General features: G+C 71.1%; 17 protein-coding genes. 9 read left to right on the top strand and 8 right to left on the bottom strand.

Features of this window, described 5'->3' with window-relative positions:
- On the bottom strand, positions 1-1017 hold the full coding sequence (locus ACFVWW_RS29545) for an ABC transporter permease (RefSeq protein ID WP_384189678.1): 1017 nt from the start codon (positions 1015-1017) through the stop codon (positions 1-3).
- Positions 1014-2504: a sugar ABC transporter ATP-binding protein gene (locus ACFVWW_RS29540; protein WP_386878948.1), complete on the bottom strand. Its 1491-nt coding sequence runs from the start codon at positions 2502-2504 to the stop codon at positions 1014-1016. The genes ACFVWW_RS29545 and ACFVWW_RS29540 overlap by 4 nt, the downstream gene beginning before the upstream one ends.
- Before the next feature lie 165 nt (positions 2505-2669).
- Here ACFVWW_RS29540 and ACFVWW_RS29535 point away from each other — a divergent pair, with 165 nt between their 5' ends.
- A complete protein-coding gene (locus tag ACFVWW_RS29535; RefSeq protein WP_384189672.1) occupies positions 2670-3869 on the top strand; it encodes an ROK family transcriptional regulator in 1200 nt (399 codons plus the stop codon).
- A 217-nt stretch (positions 3870-4086) separates the two neighbouring features.
- Here the strand turns inward: ACFVWW_RS29535 and ACFVWW_RS29530 are convergent, their stop codons facing one another.
- Complete coding sequence (locus ACFVWW_RS29530; RefSeq protein ID WP_386878949.1) at positions 4087-5526, bottom strand: MFS transporter; 1440 nt, start codon at positions 5524-5526, stop codon at positions 4087-4089.
- A 157-nt stretch (positions 5527-5683) separates the two neighbouring features.
- Here ACFVWW_RS29530 and ACFVWW_RS29525 point away from each other — a divergent pair, with 157 nt between their 5' ends.
- From ACFVWW_RS29525 to ACFVWW_RS29510, 4 genes are all read left to right on the top strand, one after another.
- Complete coding sequence (locus ACFVWW_RS29525; protein ID WP_386878950.1) at positions 5684-6217, top strand: MarR family winged helix-turn-helix transcriptional regulator; 534 nt, start codon at positions 5684-5686, stop codon at positions 6215-6217.
- Between the two features lie 107 nt (positions 6218-6324).
- Positions 6325-7029, top strand: coding sequence for a response regulator transcription factor (locus ACFVWW_RS29520; protein ID WP_384330802.1), 705 nt, complete (start codon positions 6325-6327; stop codon positions 7027-7029).
- A 208-nt stretch (positions 7030-7237) separates the two neighbouring features.
- Positions 7238-9091 carry a flavin-containing monooxygenase gene (locus tag ACFVWW_RS29515; RefSeq protein WP_386878951.1) on the top strand — a complete coding sequence of 618 codons (1854 nt, stop codon included), beginning with the start codon at positions 7238-7240 and terminating at the stop codon, positions 9089-9091.
- On the top strand, positions 9088-10683 hold the full coding sequence (locus ACFVWW_RS29510) for a hypothetical protein (protein WP_386878952.1): 1596 nt from the start codon (positions 9088-9090) through the stop codon (positions 10681-10683). Before ACFVWW_RS29515 ends, ACFVWW_RS29510 begins: the two co-directional genes overlap by 4 nt.
- Before the next feature lie 40 nt (positions 10684-10723).
- On the opposite strand, the gene ACFVWW_RS29505 is transcribed toward ACFVWW_RS29510, so the two are convergent.
- The 3 genes from ACFVWW_RS29505 to ACFVWW_RS29495 form a co-directional block, all read right to left on the bottom strand.
- A complete protein-coding gene (locus ACFVWW_RS29505) occupies positions 10724-11344 on the bottom strand; it encodes an L-threonylcarbamoyladenylate synthase (protein ID WP_384189660.1) in 621 nt (206 codons plus the stop codon).
- Between the two features lie 88 nt (positions 11345-11432).
- Complete coding sequence (locus ACFVWW_RS29500; RefSeq protein ID WP_386878965.1) at positions 11433-11864, bottom strand: TIGR03668 family PPOX class F420-dependent oxidoreductase; 432 nt, start codon at positions 11862-11864, stop codon at positions 11433-11435.
- A gap of 45 nt (positions 11865-11909) precedes the next feature.
- A complete protein-coding gene (locus tag ACFVWW_RS29495) occupies positions 11910-12734 on the bottom strand; it encodes an LLM class F420-dependent oxidoreductase (protein WP_384189655.1) in 825 nt (274 codons plus the stop codon).
- Between the two features lie 264 nt (positions 12735-12998).
- Here ACFVWW_RS29495 and ACFVWW_RS29490 point away from each other — a divergent pair, with 264 nt between their 5' ends.
- Positions 12999-13457, top strand: a complete 459-nt coding sequence (locus ACFVWW_RS29490) for a hypothetical protein (RefSeq protein ID WP_386878953.1) — start codon at positions 12999-13001, stop codon at positions 13455-13457.
- A gap of 38 nt (positions 13458-13495) precedes the next feature.
- Positions 13496-15646: a hypothetical protein gene (locus ACFVWW_RS29485; protein ID WP_386878954.1), complete on the top strand. Its 2151-nt coding sequence runs from the start codon at positions 13496-13498 to the stop codon at positions 15644-15646.
- A 14-nt stretch (positions 15647-15660) separates the two neighbouring features.
- On the opposite strand, the gene ACFVWW_RS29480 is transcribed toward ACFVWW_RS29485, so the two are convergent.
- Entirely contained in the window at positions 15661-17349 is a 1689-nt protein-coding gene (locus ACFVWW_RS29480; protein WP_386878955.1) for a hypothetical protein, read from the bottom strand.
- A gap of 238 nt (positions 17350-17587) precedes the next feature.
- On the opposite strand from ACFVWW_RS29480, the gene ACFVWW_RS29475 reads away from it, so the two are divergent.
- Both ACFVWW_RS29475 and ACFVWW_RS29470 read left to right on the top strand, forming a co-directional pair.
- Positions 17588-18829 (top strand): hypothetical protein, encoded by a 1242-nt coding sequence (locus tag ACFVWW_RS29475; RefSeq protein ID WP_384189649.1) that lies wholly within the window; start codon positions 17588-17590, stop codon positions 18827-18829.
- Positions 18826-19416: a hypothetical protein gene (locus ACFVWW_RS29470; protein ID WP_384189646.1), complete on the top strand. Its 591-nt coding sequence runs from the start codon at positions 18826-18828 to the stop codon at positions 19414-19416. The genes ACFVWW_RS29475 and ACFVWW_RS29470 overlap by 4 nt, the downstream gene beginning before the upstream one ends.
- Positions 19417-19453: 37 nt before the next feature.
- On the opposite strand, the gene ACFVWW_RS29465 is transcribed toward ACFVWW_RS29470, so the two are convergent.
- Positions 19454-21877, bottom strand: a complete 2424-nt coding sequence (locus tag ACFVWW_RS29465) for a tetratricopeptide repeat protein (RefSeq protein ID WP_386878956.1) — start codon at positions 21875-21877, stop codon at positions 19454-19456.
- Between the last annotated feature and the right edge of the window lie 21 nt (positions 21878-21898).

The raw sequence follows: 21898 nt of genomic DNA, 5'->3' as shown, positions 1-21898 counted from the left end.
TCATGCGGTCGGCCTCGCCTTCGCGGCACGGCGGGGCCTGGCGTAGACGGCGACGGCCGCGATGATGACGACCCCGCGGACCACGTTCTTGAAGAACGGGTCGACGGCGAGCTGGTTGAAGACGCTGTCCAGGACGGCGAGGACCAGGACACCGCCGAGCGTCCCCGCCACTCCGCCACGGCCGCCGGCCAGCGCGGTGCCACCGAGGACCACCGCGGCGATCGACTCGAGGTCGTAGCGGGCCTCCGTACCCGCCCAGGGCGCTCCCGCGCCGAGCCGCGCCGCGAGGAAGAGCGCGGCCGCACCGACACACAGGGAGCAGATGATGTGCGCGATGACGACGGTACGGCGGGTGCGGACGCCCGAGAGCCGGGCGGCGTGTTCGTCGCCGCCGGTCGCGTACATGTGATGGCCCAGGCGGGTACGGCGGGTCAGGAACCACACCGCGCCGGCCACCGCCGCGAGGAGGAACACCGAGACGGGGACCGGGCCGATACGGTCGTAGCCGAGGTGCTGGAAGGAGGCCGGTACCTTCCCGGCGGGGCCGGTGTAGTTGTCCTCGATCCAGCCGCGCAGGATGAACGCCGTCCCCAGCGTCGCGATGAACGCGTTGACCTTGAGGCCGGTGACGACCAGTCCGTTGGCGAGCCCGACCGCGGCCGACAGCGCGAGGACGGCGATCACGGCCGTCACGACGCCGCCGCTCGCCATGGTCTCGGCGGCGACGAGTGTGCCGAGGCTGATGAGGTAGGCGACCGACAGGTCCAGGGAGCCGGTGAGGATGACGGCGGACTGGCCGACGGCGACGAGGCCGAGCGCGACACTGTTCTGCAGGATCGTGACCACGTTGGTGGCGGTGAGGAAGTCCCCGCCGCGGGCGGCGACCACGATCCAGCCGAGGACGGTGACGGTCAGCGCCGCGAGCCAGACACCGACGACGGGGTCGCCGAGCCGGACCCCGTGGAGGCGGACGCCGGCTCGGGGCGGCGCGAGCGGCCGGGGTCCGGTCGCGGTCACGCGACGGCCTCCCGTCCGCCCCGGCGGCCGCTGGTGGCGAGTCGCATGATGCTCTCCTCCTGCGCGCCGGCGGGTAACTCGCCCACGAGGCGGCCCTCGGACATCACGAGGAGCCGGTCGCTCATGCCGATCAGCTCGGGCAGTTCCGAGGAGATGATCAGTACGGCGAGCCCTTCACGGGCGAGTTCACGTACGAGGGTGTGGATGGCGGCCTTGGCGCCGACGTCGACACCGCGGGTCGGCTCGTCGAACAGGAGTACGCGGGGCCGGGCCGCGAGCCACTTGGCGATGACGACCTTCTGCTGGTTGCCGCCCGAGAGGTACAGCGCCTGCTGGTCCTCGCCGCGCGCCTGGAGGCGCACGCGATCGAGGAGCGCCGTGATCTCCCTGCCCGTCGGCGGTCCGCCGCGCGGGGCGACGGCCCGCGTGACGAGCAGCGCGTTGTCCCGTACGGACTGGTGCAGCGCGAGGCCCTCCGTCTTGCGGTCCTCGGTGACCAGCGCGATGCCGGCGCGGATGGCGGTGCGCGGGCGGCGGGGCCGCAGCGGCCTGCCGCCGACGGTCATGCCGCCCGTGGTGAAGGGGGCCGCACCGAACAGGGCGCGCGCGAGGGACGTCCGCCCGGATCCCTGGAGTCCTGCCACGCCGACGACCTCTCCCGCACGCAGGGTCAGGTCGATGCCACGGAGGCGGGCATTGCCGCCGCCGGTGACCGTGAGCCGCTCCGCTCCGATCTCCTCCGGGCGGGCGCGCGGCGGGTAGTAGGCGGTCAGCTCCCGCCCCACCATGCCCCGGACCACCTGGTCGGCGTCGGTTTCGGCGGTGCGCAGGGTGCTGACGCGGCGGCCGTCCTTGAGGACGGTGATGCGCTGCGAGAGGTCGAAGACCTCCGGCAGGCGGTGGGAGATGTAGAGAATCCCGAGGCCGCGCGCGGTGAGCCGGCGCACGAGCGCCGCGAGGAGTTCGCTCTCATGGCCGGCCAGGGGCGCGGTGGGTTCGTCCATGACGAGGACCCGGACGTCGGAGGCGAGAGCCTTGGCGATCTCGACGGTCTGCTGCCGCGCCACGGAGAGGTCCCTGACCAGGGTGCGCGGGGTGATGCCGGTCTCGTCGATCCCGTCCAGGAGTTCACCGGTGCGGCGCTCCATGGCTGTGCGGTTCACGAGTCCGCAGCGGACCGGTTCACGGCCGAGGAAGACGTTCTCGGCGACCGTGCGGTGGGGAAGGAGCGCGAACTCCTGGTGGATGATGCCGATTCCGGCGGCCTGAGCCTGCGCCGGGTGGGTGAAGGCGTGCGCTGTGCCGTCGAGCGTGATGGTGCCGGTATCGGGGACGTACTCGCCGGCGAGGATCTTCATCAGGGTGGACTTGCCGGCGCCGTTCTCGCCCACCAGGGCATGGACTTCACCCCGTTCGAGGTCGAGCCCCACGTCGTGGAGCACCCGCACCCCCAGGAAGCTCTTGGACACGCCTTGCATCGTCAGCATCGGCCAACTCCTCGGTCAGCGGTCTGCAGTGCAGAGTCGTGACTGGCCTTTGACCTGTCAAGGGTCCAAGAGGGCACGTATATAAGGGAGTTGACGGGAACTTGCGTCGACCGGCGAACTTAGAACGCCTTGTGAGCAGCGAAAGTCGTACCTAGGGTGACTGTCATGCCTGCGCCGTCGGATCACAGCGGTTCCGCCACCCATTCGCCCGGCGAGGTGCTGGCGCTGATCAGTTCAGGAGCGGTGACGACGCGCGCGGACATCGCGCGGATCACCGGACTGGCCCGCTCCACGGTCTCCCAGCGGGTGGACACCCTGATCGCGCACGGCCTGGTCGACGAATCGGCTCCCGCCCCCGGCGACTCGACCGGAGGCCGCCCGCCGCGCCGGCTCCAACTGCGCACCGCCGAGCACCTGGTGGCCGGCGTCGACCTCGGCGCCTCGCACTGCGCGGTGGCGCTGACGGACATCGGGGGAGCGGTGCTGGCCACGCACAAGGAGCCGCTGTCGATCGCGGACGGGCCGGAATCGGTCCTGCGCCGGGTGGAGCGGGCACTGCAGGCGTTGCTGAAGGAGACGGGACGGGATCCACGGACGCTGCGTTCGATCGGGGTCGGGGTGCCGGGACCTGTCGAGTTCTCGACCGGCCGCCCCATCGATCCGCCGATCATGCCGGGCTGGCACCAGTATCCGATCCCGGACTTCTTCGCCTCGCGCTTCGGGGTGCGGGCGCTGGTCGACAACGACGTGAACGTGATGGCGCTGGCCGAGCAGCGTCGGGCGTTTCCCGACACCCGCTACCTCCTCTACATCAAGGTCGGTACGGGCATCGGCTGCGGCATCGTGGCCGACGGCCGGCTCCACCGCGGCGCTCAGGGCAGCGCCGGCGACATCGGACACATCCAGGTCGGGGACCAGGCGGAGTCGTGCCGGTGCGGCAACACCGGCTGCCTGGAGGCGGTGGCGGGCGGTGCGGCGCTCGCGGCGAAACTGGCCGGTCTGGGGCTGGACGCGGCCTCGGGCAGCGACGTGGTGCGGCTGGTGGCCTCCGGCAACCGGGACGCCGTACGGATGGTGCGTGAGGCGGGCCGGGCGGTCGGCGAGGTCCTGGCGGGTCTGGTGAACTTCTTCAATCCGGACACAGTGGTGCTCGGCGGCGCCCTGGCCGCCGTGCACGACCAACTCCTCGCCGGGGTACGGGAGGCGGTGTACCGGCGCTCGCATCCGCTGGCCACCCGGGTGCTGCGGATCGAGCCGAGCCGTACGGGCGAGAACGCCGCGGTCATCGGGGCGGGGATTCTCGCGACCGAGCACGCCCTGTCACCCTCCCAGGTGGACCGCCGGCTGGCGCGGGCGACGGCCTGATCCGGTCAGGAGGCCGGAGGCGACCGCCCTGCGACGGGCAGGCGCGGTGGGTCCTCGGGGGCCCGGCGGAGATCTCGGAAGACCTGCCGCCGGGCCCGGGACCGCGCCGTACCCCGTCCCCACGGGTCTGGCGCGGCGGGGCCGGTCTCCGCTCGTGGCGGCCCCGGTCTGCGTGGGCCGCGGCGGTCGGTGCCGGGGCCTCGGCGCGGGAACGCGGTCAGCCGGAGGTGCGGTACCTGAGGCCGTGCGAGGCGGCGGTGACCGCGCCAAGGACCGCGGTGATGCCGGCGATGACGAAGCAGAGCACGTAGGCGTCCACCGTCGGTACGGACGTGTTCTGGATGACGTTGGCGGTGAGGATGGACGCCGTCGCCGCGCTGGCCACGCTGCCGCCGACGGTGCGGACGAGGGAGTTGATACCGCTGGCGATTCCGCTCTGCTCCATCGGAACGTGCTGTACGGCGAGGGTGCCCAGCGCCGCGTACGCGATGCCGAAGCCGACGCCCTGGATGGCGCTGAAGATCATGACGTCCGCGGCGCTGCCGTGGTTGAGAGCCAGCCAGACGTAGCTGAGTCCGCCGATGGACGAGCCGATGGCCAGGGTCCACGCCGCGCCGAGCCGGGCCTCGAACCGTCCGGCCAGCGCGGAGAAAAGAAGCATGGTCACCGTGCTGGGCAGCATGTACAGGCCGACGTCCAGCACCGAGCCGCTCAGCCCGTAGCCGACCTTGTCCTCAGGCGTCTGGATGAAGTTGGAGACGAGGGTGAAGCCGGCGAACATCGCGAAGCCGAGCAGCAGGGAGGCCACGTTCGCCTGGAGCGACCTGGGCCCCACCAGCAGGCCCATCCGGACCAGCGGGTCGCGGGAGCGCAGCTGAAGGAAGACCCAGAGCGGGAGCAGGACGGCGATTCCTACGAAAAGGCCGATGATCCGTGTGTCGGTCCAGCCCCACGCGTTGCCCTGGCTGATGGCCAGCAGCAGCATGACCAGCCAGGCGGCCAGGGTGGCGGCGCCGAGCAGGTCGGGCCGGCCGCCGGTGCGCTTGCCCGCCTCCGTGGTGAACATGACGACGAACACCAGGCCGATCCCGGCCATCGCGGCGGAGATCCAGAACACCGGGTGGTGGCTGTCGGTGTTGTCGGCGACGACGCCGGTGACGAGCATGCCGAAGGCGCCGCCCACGCCCAGGGTGGCACTGACGACACCGATCGCCGAGGTGACCTTCTCGCGCGGGAAGGTGTCCCGGATCATGCCGATGGCCAGCGGGATCACCGCCGCGGCCGCGCCCTGGAGCGCGCGGCCCGCGATCATCATGCTGAGTGAGTCGGAGAGCGCGCAGACCACCGAGCCGACGATGAGCAACGCCATCGTCAGTGTGATCATCTTTTTCTTGCCGTACATGTCGCCGAACCGGGACAGCAGCGGGGTGGCGACCGCTCCGGCCAGCAGTGTCGCGGTGAACACCCAGGCGACCGAGGACACCGACGTGTCGAAGGTCTGCATCAGCCGGGGCAGCAGCGGCAGGACGAGCGTCTGCTGGAGGGATACGACCAGTCCGGCGACGCCCAGGGCGACCAGCGTGAGGCCCGGTCTGGGCGTCGCTGTGGGTGAACCGGTCGCGTCCCGCTCGGCCACCGTCGTGGTGGTGTCTGTCATGAGAGAACTCCTGCGGTGCTGGAAGAGAGGTCCGGCCCGGTCCGAGCGCGGCGGGACGGCGATTTGCTTGAGTCAGGCAAGCATGTGCGAGTTGATTGAGTCAATCAAGTGAATGTAAAATTGGTTGACTTACGCAAGTAGATGTTAAGGTGCATACATGCCCACTCCACCGCCGGCGGTTACCCCGGGTTCGACCGACGTGATCGAGATCGAGCGGGCGCTGAGCCGCATCGCCTATCTGTCCAGCCGCGTCCGGCAGCACGACCGCCTCATGACCCAGGCCGGAGTGTCACTGGACCGTGCGGCCGTGGCGTTGCTGCGGCGGATCGCCGATTCCGAACCCCTGCGCCCCAGTGCGCTGGCGGCGCGGTTGGCCGTCGAGGCGTCCCATATCACCCGGCAGGTGCAGCAGCTGGAGCGGTCGGGGTACGTGACCCGCGTCCCGGACCCGGACGACCGCCGCGCGCAGCGCATCGAGCTCACCCCGGCCGGGCAGGAGGTGGTCGACCGCATCCGCGAGGCGAGCTGCCAGGGAATGCGGGCGGCCCTGGCGGCCTGGTCGCCGCAGGACCTCCAGCAACTCGCCACCCTGTTCCATCGCATGGTCGACGACTTCCTCGGCTACGCCGAAGCCAAGGCCGGCGCCGCCCAGGAACAGGAAGAGGACGCCCAGCCGCGGCGCCCCGCCTGACACCCACGGCTCCGGGTGCCCGAGGTCTCGGCTCTGCCGTTCGGACGTGAAGTGTGAGCCTTACGCGACGTGGTCCTTCGATGTACGGGATGTGCGGGGTGTACGAGATGCGCGGGAGCATCGGCGAGAAACCGTCGGCGGTTCGTGGGGCCGGTCAGCACGTCCTGCTCGTCGTCGGGGACCAGGGAATCGCCGAACTGCTCTCGACCACCATGGAACTGGCGGGTTATCGGGTCGGAACGGCGCGCACCGGTACGGAGGGCCTTGCCCGGATCGCGGGACACCGCTTCGACCTGGTGGTCCTCGACGCGACGCTGCCGGACCTGAACGCTCTCGCCCGCGGGCGCCGCCCCGACGCCGACCGGCCGCCGGTGCTCTTCCTGACCGTGTGCGAGTACCTGGACAACCTCGTTCCCGAACTGGGGCCCGGCCAGGAGGACTACGTCACCATGCCGTTCCGGATCGCCGAGGTCCTGGCCAGGGCGAAGGTGTTATTGCGCGGCCGTGGCCGCGGCCCGGTGCGGCGGGGGCCCTGCTACGGCGACCTCGTCCTGAATGACGACATCTGCCAGGCGTGGCGCGGGGCGCGGGCGCTCGATCTCACTCCCGCGGAGTACCGGCTGCTGCGTCATCTGCTGGTCAACGCTGACCAGGTCCTCTCGAAGGAACAGATCTGCCGCCACGTCTGGGGCGACGGCCGTGCCGACAACGCCATCGAGAAGCTCGTCTCCCGCCTCCGGCGCAAGGTCGACCGCGAGGAACCGCCGCTGATCCATACCCGCAGGGGTTTCGGCTACCGGCTCGGCCGCTGACCGGTCCGGTCGCCGACCGGCCCGCGCGTTGGTGGACCTGGGTATCACCGACGCCGTATCGCGCGTGTGATCGTCGTCACGTCAGCTTGTTGTCAGGTATCCGGCCGGATGGTGTCAGTCCGCTCCGGTTGTATCGGTGTCCAGGCACGGAGGCCTCCGGCCCCCTTCCCCGTTCTCCGTTCCGGCGGAGTCCCCACCGAGGAGTGATATGGCCGAGACACCGGCAGGTACGGCGGACGGCGCGGACCCGGAGGCGCCCGGATTCGACCCGGCCGCCCTGCGCGAGCGGTACCGGGCCGAGCGCGACCGCCGGATCCGCCCCGACGGCAGCAAGCAGTACCGCCGTACCACCGGAGAGTTCGGCTACTACGTCGACGACCCGTACGCGGAGCCAGTGCCCGACCGGGAGCCCCTCGACGACCGGGTCGAGGTGGCGATCATCGGTGGCGGATTCGGTGGCCTGGTCGCCGGCGCCCGGCTGCGTCAGGCGGGTGTGCGGGACATCCGGGTGATCGAGAAGGCCGGGGACTTCGGCGGAACCTGGTACTGGAACCGGTATCCGGGGATCCACTGTGACATCGAGTCGTACATCTATCTGCCGCTGCTCGAAGAGGTCGGCCATGTGCCGAGGATGAAGTACGCGCCGGGCGAGGAGATCAGGCAGCACGCGCGGGCGATCGGGCGGCAGTTCGATCTCTACCGTGACGTCTGCTTCCGGACGGAGGTGACCGAACTCCGCTGGGACGAGACCGCGTGCGAGTGGACCCTCCGCACCGACCGCGGCGACCGTATGAGGGCGCGCTACGTGGTGGTCTCCAGCGGGCCGTTCAGCCGGCCGAAGCTCCCCGGCATCCCGGGCATCGAGACCTTCCGCGGGCACACGTTCCACACGAGCCGCTGGGACTACGAGTACACCGGCGGTGACCCGGACGGCGGTCTGCACAAGCTCGCGGACAAGCGTGTCGCCGTCGTCGGCACCGGCGCGACCGCCATCCAGTGCGTGCCGCACCTGGGGCGGGACGCTCAGCACCTCTACGTGTTCCAGCGCACGCCGTCCTCGGTCGACGTACGCGACAACCGCCCCACGGATCCCGAGTGGGCCGGGGCGCTGACGCCCGGCTGGCAGCGGCGCCGCCGGGACAACTTCCTCGCGCAGGTCGCCGGCGGCGGCGCGGACGAGGACATGGTGTCCGACCGCTGGACCACCAGTGCCCGTCTGCTCCAGAGCCTCATGCCGAGCAGCGGCGGCGAGGAGCTGTCGCCCGAGCAGCGCGGCCGCGTGGCCGAGTTGGCCGAGCTGGCCGACTTCAAGAAGATGAACGAGATACGTGCCCGGGTGGACGCCGTCGTCGAGGACCGGGCAACGGCGGAGGCACTCAAGCCCTGGTACCGCTACATGTGCAAGCGCCCCACGTTCAGCGACACCTACCTGCCCACGTTCAACCGGGCCAACGTCACGCTGGTCGACACGGCCGGGCGCGGTGTCGAGCGCATCACCGAGGGCGCTCTCGTGGCCGGCGGCGTCGAGTACGAGGTCGACTGCGTCATCTTCGCGACCGGGTTCGACCTCGGTGGCCCGCCGGCCGAGCGGGCCGGACTCGACGTACGCGGCCGGGGCGGTGTCACCTTGGCCGAGTCCTGGAAGGACGGTCCGAAGACGCTCCACGGGTTCTACAGCCACGGCTTCCCCAACTTCTTCCACCTCGGCGCCCTGCAGAACGCGGTCTCCGTCAACTTCGCCCATGTCCTGGACGAGCAGGCCGTCCACATCGCCGAGGTCGTCGCCGAGGCGCACAAGCGCCAGGCCCGGTACATCGAGCCGACGGCCGAAGCGGAGGCCGCCTGGGTCGCCACGATCCGGGACAAGGCGCGGAACACCCACGCGTTCCTCGCCGAGTGCACCCCGGGCTACTACAACAACGAGGGCAACCCCGGCAAGCGGAGCGAGTCGTACGGCGGCGGGCCGATCGAGTTCTACGAACTGATCAAACGCTGGCGCACGGACGGGGACATGGGCGACGCCCTCAAAAGGACGACACCTCCAAAAGAGGGGGAGCGATGACGCGGCCCAGCCGATTCGACGACACAGGCCACCAGCACGCCACGAGCGAGCGGTGGAATACGACGAGGCTGAACCCGCCGAACCGGCTGTGGGGCTCGAACGGCATCACCTTCGGGCCCGACGGGCGGTTGTACGTGGCGCAGTTCATCGCCGGACAGATCAGCGCCGTGGACCCCGCCTCGGGAGACGTCGAGGTGGTGGTGGACCTGGACAGCCCGGTCGAGGCGCCGGACGATCTCTCGTTCGGCGCGGACGGTGCGATGTACATCGCCGATCTGACACCCGGCAGGGTGTGGCGCCGCAGCCCCGAGGGGCAGTTCACGCTGGTCTCCGAAACGGTGAAGGTGCCCAACGGCATCACCTGCGTCGGAAACCGCCTCTTCGTCAACGAGATGCGCAGCAACGGCCGTCTGATGGAGCTGTTCCCCGACGGTGGTGACCCACTGGTGCTCACCGACGGGCTGGCCTGGGGCAACGCGATGCAACTCGGCCCGGACGGCCTGCTCTACTACCCGCACATGATCGCCAACGAGGTCTGGCGGATATCTCCCGACGGCGGTGTACCCGAGCTGGTCGCCAAGGACGTGGACGACCCGGTCGCCGTACGGTTCGACCGGGGTGGTGTCCTGGTCGTGCTGTCGCGCGGGGTGGCGGGCATTGTGACCCGCATCGACCTCCGTACCGGAGCGCGGTCGACCGTCGTCACCGGTGTCGCGGGGCTGGACAACGCGGCGTTCGACGAGGAGAACCGGATGTTCGTCTCCAGCTACGCGAGCGGCGGGGTCACGGAGATGCACACCGACGGCCGGATCCGGGAGATCGTGCCCCGGGGGCTCGACGGTCCCTTCGGTGTGACGGTCGATCTCGGCGGCACGGTGTACGCGGCCGACCACTTCAGCCTGGCGAGCCCGGGGGGCTCCGACAGGACCGAGCACGGCGGCGTGATCACACACGATCTGCTGCACTTCGTCCACGGCGTCACCGCGGACGACGGGTTCCTGCACCTCACCTCGCAGCTCGGCGACGTCCGTACCTACGACCCCGTACGGAAGACCACGCGCGTGCGGGTGACCGGGCTGAGCGAACCCACCGGAATCGCGGTCGCGCCGGACGGCTCACTCGTGGTCGCCGAAACGGGCAGCGGCCGGATCCTGCGGATCGACGAGGCCGACAGCGTCACCGTGCTCGCCGCCGGGCTCGAACATCCCGTGGACGTGGCCTTCGACGCGGAACAGCGCTGCTACGTCAGCGACGACCGGCTCGGGGCGGTGCTCCGGATCGACAACGGCGAAGCGGTCACCGTCGCGGACGGGCTCGGTGCGCCGCAGGGCCTGGTCGTCCGCGCCGGCGAACTGTTCACGGTGGAGACGGCGCACCGGCGGCTGCGGGCGATATCCCTCGCCACGGGGGAGAGCAGGATCGACGCCGAGAACCTCGCGGTCGGCCTGCCTCCCGGCATCGTCCGCACCGAACCCCGGCCGGTTCCCGGCGTTCCCGGCCGCCCCCGCCAGTTCGCCGGCCTCGCGGTCGGCCCGGACGGCTGCCTCTTCGTCTCGGCCAATGGCGAGGGGAGTGTGCTGCGACTCTCCTGACCGCACCTGTGTACGCCGGGCCCGTAGGCGGTCGACGCGGTTACTCGAACCGCGTGGTGTCGCCCGCGCCCCGGCGTACGATCTCGAGTTCGCCGCTGGAGAAGTCGATGACCGTGGTCGGCTCGGTACCGCAGTCGCCCGAGTCGAGCACGACGTCCACGACGTGGTCGAGTTGTTCCTTGATCTCCCAGCCCTGTGTCATCGGTTCCTCCTCGTCGGGCAGGAGCAGGGTGCTGGAGAGCAGCGGCTCGCCGAGCTCGGCGAGGAGAGCCTGAGCCACGACATGGTCGGGGATCCGGACGCCGACCGTCTTCTTCTTCGGGTGCAGCAGCTGACGAGGCACCTCCCTCGTCGCGGGCAGGATGAAGGTGTACCTGCCGGGTGTCGCCGCCTTGATCGCGCGGAACACGTCGTTGTCGATCTGCACGAACTGACCCAGCTGCGCGAAGTTCTGGCACACCAGGGTGAAGTGGTGACGGTCGTCGAGCTTCCGGATCGACCGGATGCGGTCGATGCCGTCACGGCTGCCCAGCTGGCATCCCAGTGCGTAACAGGAGTCCGTCGGGTACGCGACGAGCGCGCCGGACCGGATGCTGTCCGCCACATTGCTGATGGTGCGTCGCTGGGGATTCTCGGGGTGTACGTCGAAATACTTCGCCATTCGCCGAGTTTAAAGCCCGTTCCCGCGGATGATCTCCGACTGGACGCGTGCGCGGGCCGGGCGACCGACCGCCGGGCGCTGGGGCCGGTCAGGTGGCGTGCCATCCGGACCAGCGCGTGACCGCGATTTCCACCACGGGTCCTTCCGGCGGGCGGTCGGCGTACTGCTGCCGGTACTTCCGCGTCAGCAGGCTTACGTACCGCGCGGACACCGGTGACCCCTCGGCCGGCGGCAGCACAGTGGCCGTGGCGTCCGCGCGGGCCCACCACAGCTGGTCCCAGTCCTCGTCGTAGCCGTCGACGAGGAGGCAGACCTCGGGGTGGGCGCGGATGTTGGCCAGCCGCTTCAGCCGGGCCGACCGCTTCGGCTTGTGGTCCACGGCGAAGGCCGCCGTGTCCCCGGTGAGGGCGAAGACCACGGGCACCAGGTGCGGGCGGCCGGCGGCGTCGATGGTCGCGAGGCGGGCGATCCGGGCCCGGGCGAAGTGCTCCCGGGCCTGGCCGCTCGTCATCGTCGGCACTGCCACGGCCCCCGGCTCATCGCGGGCGCCGCGGCACTCGGCGGCTCACTGGAAGCGTCGCGCGACATCGGCGAGCTGGTCCAGATACGCCAGTGTCTCGGCCTCCGGCATCGTCGGCAGATAGAACAGCAGCCGCTCCACATCCAGCTGCGTGTACTGCTCGACGATCTCGGGCTCCTTCTCCACCGCGTACACGGTCACCGGCACCTGCCGGCCCGCGACGGCCCGCAGCCGGTCGATCTGCGGACCCAGTTGGCCGGCCGACATGCTGTTGGCCAGCCAGGCGTCGCCGAGGGCGGCCACCCGCTTGAAGGCCGCCTCGCCGCCGCCCACGTAGAGGGGCGGGTGAGGGCGCTGGACCGGCTTCGGCCAGGAGTAGACGGGGTCGAAGTCGACGAACTCCCCGTGGAACTCGGCCTTGTCCTCCGTCCACAGCTCACGCATGGCCCGCAGCCGCTCGTCCACGAGACGGCCCCGGGTGCGCGGGTCCGTGCCGTGGTTCTCCATCTCCTCCCTGTTCCATCCGACACCGACCCCGAAGAGGACCCGACCGCCGGAGACCAGGTCCAGGGACGCCACCTCCTTGGCTGTGATGATCGGATCCCGCTGGACCACCAGGGCGACGCCGGTGCCCAGCAGGAGCCGCTCGGTCACCGCGGCGGCCGCGGTGAGCGCGACGAACGGGTCGAGCGTGCGGTAGTACATCTCCGGCAGCTCGCCGCCGCCCGGGTACGGCGAGCGGCGGTCCGCCGGGATGTGGGTGTGCTCGGCGATGAACAAGGAGTCGAGTCCTCGCTCCTCGATGGCGCGCCCGAGCGCGGTGGGCGCGATGCCCTGGTCGGTGATGAAGGTCGATACACCGAACTTCACAGCGGCTCCCTCGGATTCCGGGTTCTCGGTGGTGCGGGCTCGCGGCTTCGCGGGGCTCGCGAGTTCGCAGTCCATGGCGAGGTACCCCCGATCGGCCCTGGCACAACAGTGCGTACGGCCGATCGGGCGATCCCCCGACGGCCCGGGCCGGTGCCTTCACGGCGCGGCACGGCGCCACGCCGGAGGCCGGACTATCCAAGCCTTCATGATCTCTCTACGGTGGGTTCAGGGACTTCACGACGGCTTGAGCTACAAGGGGGATCCATGGAAGCCGAGTTGGCGGCATTGGCGACGTCGGGGGCGACGGCGCTGGTCGGTCTTATGGTCTCGGATGCCTGGACTCAAGGGAGAGAGCGACTGGCCCGCTTCTTCGCGCGAGGTGAGGACGAGAGCGCCGCCGAGGAAGAGCTCCGCGTTTCCCAGCAGGAACTGGCGACGGCTCGTGAGACGGAGGACGAAGCGGCTGCCGCCGACATTGAGGCGATCTGGCGGATGAGGCTGCGCCGTGTACTGCGGACGGACCCCGCCGCCGCGCAGGAGCTGCGGCTCTTGCTGGCGGAGCTGACCCCTCCGGCGGGCAGAGGGCCGGCCGTCGTCGTGCACAACAGCATCAGCGGTGGCGTGCAGAACGCTCCCGTCCTTCAAGGCCAGAACTTCTCCGGCGGACTCACGTTTCACAGCTCGGGCAGCCTTCCGCCCGAGCGGGGCGCGAGGGCCGTGTGAGCGGCGAGGACTGCGGGGCTCACCGCGAAGTGCACGAGGTGAGCAATTCCCTGTCGGGGCAGGTCAACGGGCCGAGCGTGCAGGCCCAGCAGATCCATGGCGGTATCACCTTCAATGTGCACATTCCGTCCCCGCACGCGCCGGAGACCAGACCGGATCAGGTCCCCCCTCTGACCGTACGGTTCGTCAACCGCTCGGCGGACCTCTCCGTACTGGACGGCTGGTTCGGGGGCGACAGGAACGGCTCCCCGCCGGTCGGACTCGGCGCGCTCAGCGGACTGCCCGGCGTCGGCAAGACCGCGTTCATCTGCCGATGGGCGGAAAAATCTCGTGATCTGTTCCCGGACGGACAGATCTATATCGACTTCCATCCGCTGCGGGACCGGGCGGGCGGTGAGGTCTCCGAGGCGCTGGGCGTGTGCCTGAAGGCCCTGGGAGTGTCCGGTACCTACCTCCCGGAGTCCCTGGCCGAGCGGACCGCGTTGTTCCGCTCCCGGTCCTCCGGCCGGCGTCTGCTCGTCGTCCTCGACGGGGTGAACCAGCCCGCGCAGGTCAGGCCCCTGGTGCCCAAGGGGCCCGGCAGTGTTCTGCTGGTCACGAGCAACGGCCGGCTCGGCGAGCTGGCCGTCCTGGACGGCGCTCGTCTGCTGTCGCTCGAGCCACTGGACATGGACGGCAGCCTGCGGGTGCTGGCCGACCGATGCGGTGAGGCAGCGGTCGCGCGGGAACGCAGGGCAGCCGAGCGGCTGGTGGAGTTCTGTGGCGGCCTGCCGGTGGCCTTGCATGTGGTGGCGGCACGCCTTGTGACCAATCAGCGGTTGACCATGGCCGCGCTGGCTCAGGAATTGGCCGACGAGACCGGCCGGCTCGCGGGAATGTCCTTACGAGGGGAGCACTCGGTGTCCGCCGTACTCGGTCTCGCCTACCAGGACCTGCCGCCCGAAGCGGCTCGGTTGTACCGGCTCCTGGGATGGTTTCCCGGTCGCACGTTCGACGCGGGGGCCGCCTCCGCCGCCGCGGGCATCGACGCCCCTGCCGCCGAGTCGCTGCTGTACGTGTTGCAGGACGCGAGCCTGCTGGAGGTGACGGCGGACGACCGCTTCCGTTTCCACGATCTGGTACGTCTGCATGCTCGGGAGTGTGCTGCCGAGGAGGAGCCGGAGGCCGGACACCGCGCGCTGATCGCACGGGTGCTCAGGCACTACCTCGCCCTCACCGCCTTCGCGGACCGGGCCGTAAGGGAGGACCGGCTGCGTATCGCCGACCTGGCCGGCCTGCTGAGGGATGTGCCGGATCCGTTCGCGGCCGAGGGCGGCCCGCCGCCGCTGGCCTGGCTGGAGGCCGAGCGCTCCACCATCCTGGCCCTGCTGCGCGAGGCTGCCCGGCAGGGTCTCCATGAGCCGGTCTGGCAGTTGGCGGAGGGGTTCACGGTGCTGTTCCTGCACCGCAGGTACCTGGGGGACTGGAAGGAGTCGCTCGAACTGGGAGCGGTTGCCGCCGCTGAGGCTGTGGCGCCCGCGGCGGAGGCGCGCTTGCGCAGTCTGCTGTCGCGTCCGCTGATGGACCTCGGTGAGTACGACCGGGCGCGTGCGGAGCTGGAGAGCGCTGTCGCCTGTGCCGAGATCTCGGGTCACGCGGCGTTGGGGGCGTCCGTACAGGAGTTCTTCGGGCGGTACTGGGACCGCGTTGATCCTGCCCGTGCCACGGTGGCGTACCGGCGGTCCATCGAGCTCAACCTCGAGGCCGAGGAGTGGCGCGGGGTGGCCATCGCCACCTACTTCCTCGGGTGTGCGCAGGATGCGGCGGGTGAGCACGGCCAGGCCCTGACCACCCTGCGCAGGGCGCATCAGGACTTGACGGCCCGCGACGACCTGCGGATGGCGGCGCGGACGATGGCCGCGATCGGGGTGGTGTACGAGCACCTGGGCGAGACCGATCAGGCGATGGGCGCGCTGAGCGAGGCAATCCAGGTACTGCGCGCTCAGAAGGCCAGCCACTACGAGGCACAGGCTCTGGTGCGGCTCGCCGACATCACCGCGCGGATGGGCGGGCGCGGAGATGCCGAACGGGAATATCTGACGAGCGCCCTCAAGATCTACGAGGACGGCGGCAGCCCGGAGGCGGAGACTCTGCGCGCGCGTCTGGCACACGTGGACGGGACGGATGAAAGAGATGAAGTCGGGCGATGAGGCAGGACGGCGTCTCAGCGTGAGGGATCGGGAAGAGGGGAAGGCCGGAGGCGGAGCGAGACGTCCTCCTCCCGTACGCCGCCGATCCTGAGCGTCACGAAGACGTCGTCCAGGGGAAGTTCCGCACGCAGACACGTATAGACCACGGCGGCCGGCAGCCCCGGGGCGTTGGCGCGGCCGGTGACGGTCGCCTCCACGATCCGTCCGTCGCGCAGCCCCACCAGACAGCCGCCCCCGTCCAGCGCCGTGGCGGCGAGGAAGCTGCCGGGAAAGCGGTCCAGCGTGTCCTGAATCCAGCGAAGCGCGGTGACCGTGATCGGGGCCGGGCGGTGTCGGAGCAGCACCGAGGCGCTCTCGGTCAGATGCTGATCCCGCTCCTCCTCGTCGCACGCGAGATGGAGGAACGTACCCGGGACCTCGCGGCTGTCCCCGGACAAGGACAGGGACACGGCCGCGGCGTGGCGGCGCACCGTCACCACGCACCGCCCTTCTTCCGAGGCGGTGCTTGTCTCCACCATCCAGGAAGTAACCGTGGCGACCGGCGGATCCGCCGGCGCGAGGGTCGGTCGCAGCGGCCCCGACTCGGGCTCGGTCAGTTTGAGCAGCTCGTACACGACGGCGCGCAGCCGCGCGAGTGCCTGGCCCGGTTCCGCGAAGGCGCGGGCCGCGATCTCGGCGTAACGAGCGGGGGCGTGCTCCCGGACGGCGGAGTCGATCTGAGCACGCAGATGTTCTCGCCGGTCGAGGTGGGGCGCGGCGTGGGCGAGACGGGCGACCGCCGTTCCGGGTACGGCGTCGTGGCCGAACGTGCCGAGCAGTACGGGCTTGCCCAGCGCGGAGCCGTACAGGGTCACGGAGCCGTGGTCGCCGATCACGACATCGGCCGCCACGAGCGCCGGCTGCCAGGCATGCACCGGTGGCACCAGCATCAGGCCCGCTTCCAGTGCGGCTGCCTCTGTCGTACGGATCTGCCAGGAGCCGTGGCCCGACCACACATTGGGATGGAGGATCGCGGCCACCCGGTATTCGTCGTACGGCAGTTCGGCGAGCAGCCGGGCCGGAAACCCCGGATCGCGGCCGATCAGCGACGTGGGGCCCCAGGTGGAGCTGATGACCACCAGGCGCTGGTCGGCCGCGACGCCCAGTGCTTCCTTGTAGGACCGGGCACGCGGAAGGCTGTTGAACAGCTGGTCGAAGACGGGATCGCCCACCAGGAGCGTGCGGCCGGCGGCCTTCGGGTGGGAGGCGAGCAGCTGCTCCCGCTGGTCCGGATGAGAGAGGGCCAGCCACGCGCGGCCGGTCCCCAGCAACGAGTCCGGTACGGCGCCGGACAGCCGGGTGTCCGGCGTACGGGAATCCGGGACCAGCTTCTGGAAGCCCACGCCGTGCGGCAGCACGAGCACCGGACAGTCGCCGTCCGGCACGTCGACGTTCTCGCTGGCGGAGATGATGAGATCGGGGGTGATGCCGGCGAGCTGGGACCAGGACATGATCCGGCACCCGGCATCCCGCAGCAGCTGGAGGACTCCGTCATTGAAGGCGGAGGTGGGGTCGTAGGCGAATACGACGGTGACCCTGCTGTCGCCGCGTACCAGAGCCGGCAGCAGCTCCAGGACACGCACCGTGGACGTGACCGTCCGAGCGGCCACGACCAGCGTCTTCTCCCCGTGGAAGGTGCTCCACCGCTGGGCGTCGTGTCCCACCGGGACACGGAGCGGCGGGCCTACGCTAGCGTTCACCGTCACCCCGGAAAGCTATCTGGGGTACGGCGCTCACGCGCGGACGAGCGCGGCTCGCGGCATGTAGGACGGGCACCGCCTCACCGTACCGGTGCGACGCCGGCAAGGTTGCTGCAAGGCGACTGCAAGGAAAGCGCCGTGGGGAGCCGGGAAAACCCTCGCTCGGACTGCTGTACGCAGCCGACACTCATGGGGGACCGTTGTGTCTGTCAAAACCACACAATCGGCGCTGATCGAGCAGGGTCAGTGGCTGACCGTACAGGACTGCAAGCGGGTGCTGGTCGTCGTTCACACCGTGACGTTCGCCCAGCGCCTGCGGGAAGTCTTCTGCCTGTTGGAGGCGGACTTCCGTATTCAGGTGGTCTTCACCGCCGCGCCGCACGCGTTCGGGGACGGCGTACCACAGTATCTGCGAAGCCTGGGCATCACGACCGTGCCCTGGGAGCAAGCCCTGCGGACCGAGTTCGACCTCGCGCTGGCCGCCGGATCCCGCGGAGTGCACGAGCTACGGGCTCCGGTCGTGCGTATCTCGCACGGAGCGGGCCACATCAAACTGCTGACCGACACCACGTCCCTGGCGCCCGGTGACCGGCGGCCGCCGGGGATGATGAGCCGTCAGCATCTGATGCACGAGGGCCGGGTGGTGCCGGCCGCCGTCGTCTACGCGCACGAGCGCGATCTGGCGGAACTGGCGGTCTCCTGCCCCGAGGCGCTGCCGGTGGCCCATGTGGTGGGAGATCCCTGCGTCGACCGGATCGTGGCCGGCATGCCCCGGCGCGAGCAGTACCGCAGGGCACTCGGCGTCGACGAGCGGCAACCCCTCGTGATGGTCACCTCGACCTGGGGGCCCACCTCCACCTTCGGACGGCTCGACGCCCTGCTGCCGCGGTTGTTGAGCGAGCTTCCCGGGCGTGGCTACCGGGTGGCGCTGCTGGTCCACCCGAACGTCTGGGCAGGGCACGGCCCCTGGCAGGTGCAGAGCTGGCTGGCCGGCTGCCGGGGCCGGGGCATCGCGGTCGTGCCGCCGGAAGCGGACTGGCAGGCTCCGCTGATCGCGGCCGACTGGATCATCGGTGACCACGGATCGCTCACCGCGTACGGCACCCTGACCGAGGCCACCATGCTGCTCACCCCCGGACCGAGGCGCGAGATCTCGGCCAGCTCCCCGGCCGCGCTCCTGGCCACCGTCGCACCCGTCGTCTCGCCCGCGTACCCGCTGGCCGAGCAGTTGCGCTACGCCGCCGAGCAGCACCGGCCGGGCCAGTACGAGGAGGTGGCGGCCCTGCTGTCGTCGGCGCCCGGCCAGTTCCACCGGCGGATGCGCGCGGTCGTCTACCGTCTGCTGAAGCTGGGCGAACCGGCCTGCGCGCCCCCGGTGGCGCCGCTGCCGCTGCCACCGCCGCTGGAGCAGTGGGAGGCCACCGAGCTGGGGGAGGCGCGGTGACGGCCGGTCCCGGGTGGCCCACGCCGGACCGGCTGTCCGTGCCGGACGCCGACTGGTCCACCGTGCGGCTCGGCGCCCGTCGTATCGATTGCGGCTCCGACGTGGTCTCCGTCCCCGCCTCCGTCGCCCGGCGCTCGGTGACCGGACACAGCCCGGCCTTCGCCCGGCTGGACGCGGTGCCCGGTGCCACCGACAGTCACGCGTACCTACCGGGCTGCCGTGCGTGTGACACACACCTGTGGGTGGATCCGGACGCCCCACGCGGAGTTCGCTGGGCGGAGTACGCCGATGTACTCGTGGCCAGGGCGGCGCGGTCACCGGGTGCTGCCCGCTGCCGTGCGGACGAACTGCTCGCACGGTATCCGGGCTGCCTCGTCGCCGCCGTACCCGACACCGAGCAGGGGTACGCCCTCACCGTGCGCGGCGGCGAAGCCGGTTCGCTGTGGGCGGTGCCGGGAGCGGCTGAGGCCGGCCTCACGGCTCAGCCGCACATCGTCGCCTCGGTCGTGCACGCATGGCTGGTCGCCGGTGGTTCGCTGAAGGCTCTCCGGTCCGTCCGGCTGTCCGTGCCGGACCGTCACCACTGATCGGGAACAACGGGGCAAGGGCCGGCTGCGCCGCAGCTCACAGCTGCCGCAGCCGGTCGTCCAGGCGCTGCGCGTCGGGGCGGCCCACCAGCAGGAACAGATCGCGAGCCGCCTCGTAACACCGGCCGGCCTCCGCCGTGTCGCCCCGGTGCTGCGCGGCCTGTCCGAGCCATTCCAGGGACCGCCCCTGCCAGTCCTGCGCGTGGGCGGCGGGCTCCCGGAACCTGTCCAGCGCCTCGCGCAGCCGGCGCGTGCCCCCTTCGTGGTCCCCGTCGCACACCAGGGCGTGGCCGAGGAGCGCGAGAGCGCGGGCCGCCTCGTACTCCTCCCCCTCCGACTCCAGCTCGGCGTACGCCCGCTCCAGGTGCCGGGCGGCCGTGCGGTGGTCACCGGTCGCCGAGGCGGTCTCGCCGAGACGCCTCCGGGACAGCGCGACGCCTCGCCGGTAACCGATCGACTCCCGCAGCCGCAGCGCGTGTTCGAAGTGCTCCCGTGCCTCGTCGAACCGGTCGGTGAGCAGACTGATGCGGCCGAGTCCGTTGAGGGCCTGCGCCTGCTGCCGTACGTCCGCGTCGGTCGTGGCGTGCGCGAGCGCCTCGGCGTACCACTCGGCCGCCTCCGGGTAGCGGCCGGCATCGCGCAGACCGATCGCGCCCGAGGTCAGCATGCGGCCCTCGCCCGCCCGGGATCCGGCCGCGCGCGCGGCGGTGAGACCCGTGCGATGCGCCTCGATCCACAGCTCGACGGGGCGCATCCGCAGGAAGAGGGGCCACATGGCGTCCACCAGCTGCCAGCAGGCGGTGTGCCAGCCCGCCCGCGCGCTGTGCCGTACGGCGCCCATCAGAGCGGCGCGCTGCCCGTCGAGCCAGGCCAGCGCCTCTGCCGGGCCTTCGAGAGGCGTGGGGCCGATGGCCGGCGAGGCGTAGTCGCGTGCCAGTGTGCGGTGGCTGGGGGAGAGGACACTCTCCGCCGTGGTCGCGGTGGCAAGGCACCAGTCGACGAAGCTCCGGAGTGTGTGCTCGCGCTGCGCGGCGCTCTCCTCCGCCTCGCCGCGCCGGCGCGCGTGGGGGCGTACGAGGTCGTGGAAGCGGTAGGTGCCCGGTCCCGTCTCCTCCAGGAGGTTCGCCTCCATCAGGGTTTCCAGGGCCATGTCCGTCCGGTCCTGGCCCTCCGTGGCGTCGGTTCCTTCGCCGCTGATCGCGGTCAGCATGAAGAGGTCGTACCGATCCGCGGGCAGCAGCCCCATCCGCCGGTAGAGCGACGCGGCGTCGCGGGGCAGCAGGCCGTACGACATGTCCAACGCCGTACGCACCACGGCTTCTCCGTCCACACGCAGGGCATCGAGTGGGCCGTGGCCCCGGGACAGGCTGGCGGCCAGGGCGGATACGGAACGGTGCGGGCGGGCGGCGAGCTGGGCGGCGGCCAGGCACACCGCAAGGGGCAGCCGCGCGCACAGGGTGACCACCTCGCGCGCGGCGTCCGGATCCTGCGCGACCCGTGTTCCGCCACCGCCCGCGGTCAGGAGCTCCACGGCCGACTCCGGGGTGAGGGCGCCGAGCCGGTGCACCGACGCCCCGTCGACGACCAGACCGCTGAGGTGGTTTCTGCTGGTGACCACGGTGAGCCCGGTCGGGGTGCCGAGCAGCAGCGGCCTCACTTGGGCCGCGGTGAAGGCGTTGTCCAGGAGGACGGCCAGCCGCAGCCCTGATGTCAACGAGCGCCAGAGGGCGATACGGTGCGCGGTCTGTGCCGGTACGGAGGGCGCCCCGAGCGCGTGCAGGAAGCCTTCCAGGACGGCGGCGGCGCGGGCCGGACCGGCCCCCTCGCCCGAGACATGACCGCCCAGATCGGCGTACAGCTGACCGTCGGTGAACTCGTCCGCGCGTTCGTGCAGCCATCGCGAGACGAGGGTGGTCTTTCCGACGCCCGCGAACCCGCTGACCACCAGCAGTTGGGGCGCCCCCGCCGGACGCCGCGCGCGGAGATCGTCCAAGGCCCGCATATCGTCAAGCCGGTCCACCAACTGTGCGCGCATCGGCGGAAGTTGGCGTGGCACCGGCGGCCGGGGCGGGTGCTGCGGGGCCGCCTGGTGGAGGTGGATGCCGCCCCGGATGTCGCGCGCCTGCACGCTCGGTCCGTGGAAGACGGCCGCTCCGCCGATGGCGTTCGTGTGTGCCGGATGGCCGGCGGGCGGTGCGTGGCGCCGGAGCCAGTCATGCACGGTGCGGCTCATATCGGCGTCACGGGCCGCCAGACCGGCGAGCAGCAGGGCCAGTTGACGCAGCGCGGCGGCGCCTCCCGCCGTCACGGCGGGCCAGAGCCGTGCCACCTCCTGGTCCGCGCGCGCCGCCGCTCGCACGAGGTGGGTCAATTCCCGCCACGCGGTGGATTCCTGTTCCGTTCCGTACGCGGCCATGGCCGACAACAGCGCTTCCGCCCCTCCGGATTCCGGAGTTTCCACGTCCGCAGCCCCCTTTCGCGG

The organism is Streptomyces sp. NPDC058198 (assembly GCF_042882605.1).
Lineage (GTDB): Bacteria > Actinomycetota > Actinomycetes > Streptomycetales > Streptomycetaceae > Streptomyces.
Note: the sequence above shows the minus strand (reverse complement) of the source record. Positions and strands in the feature narration are given on the sequence as shown.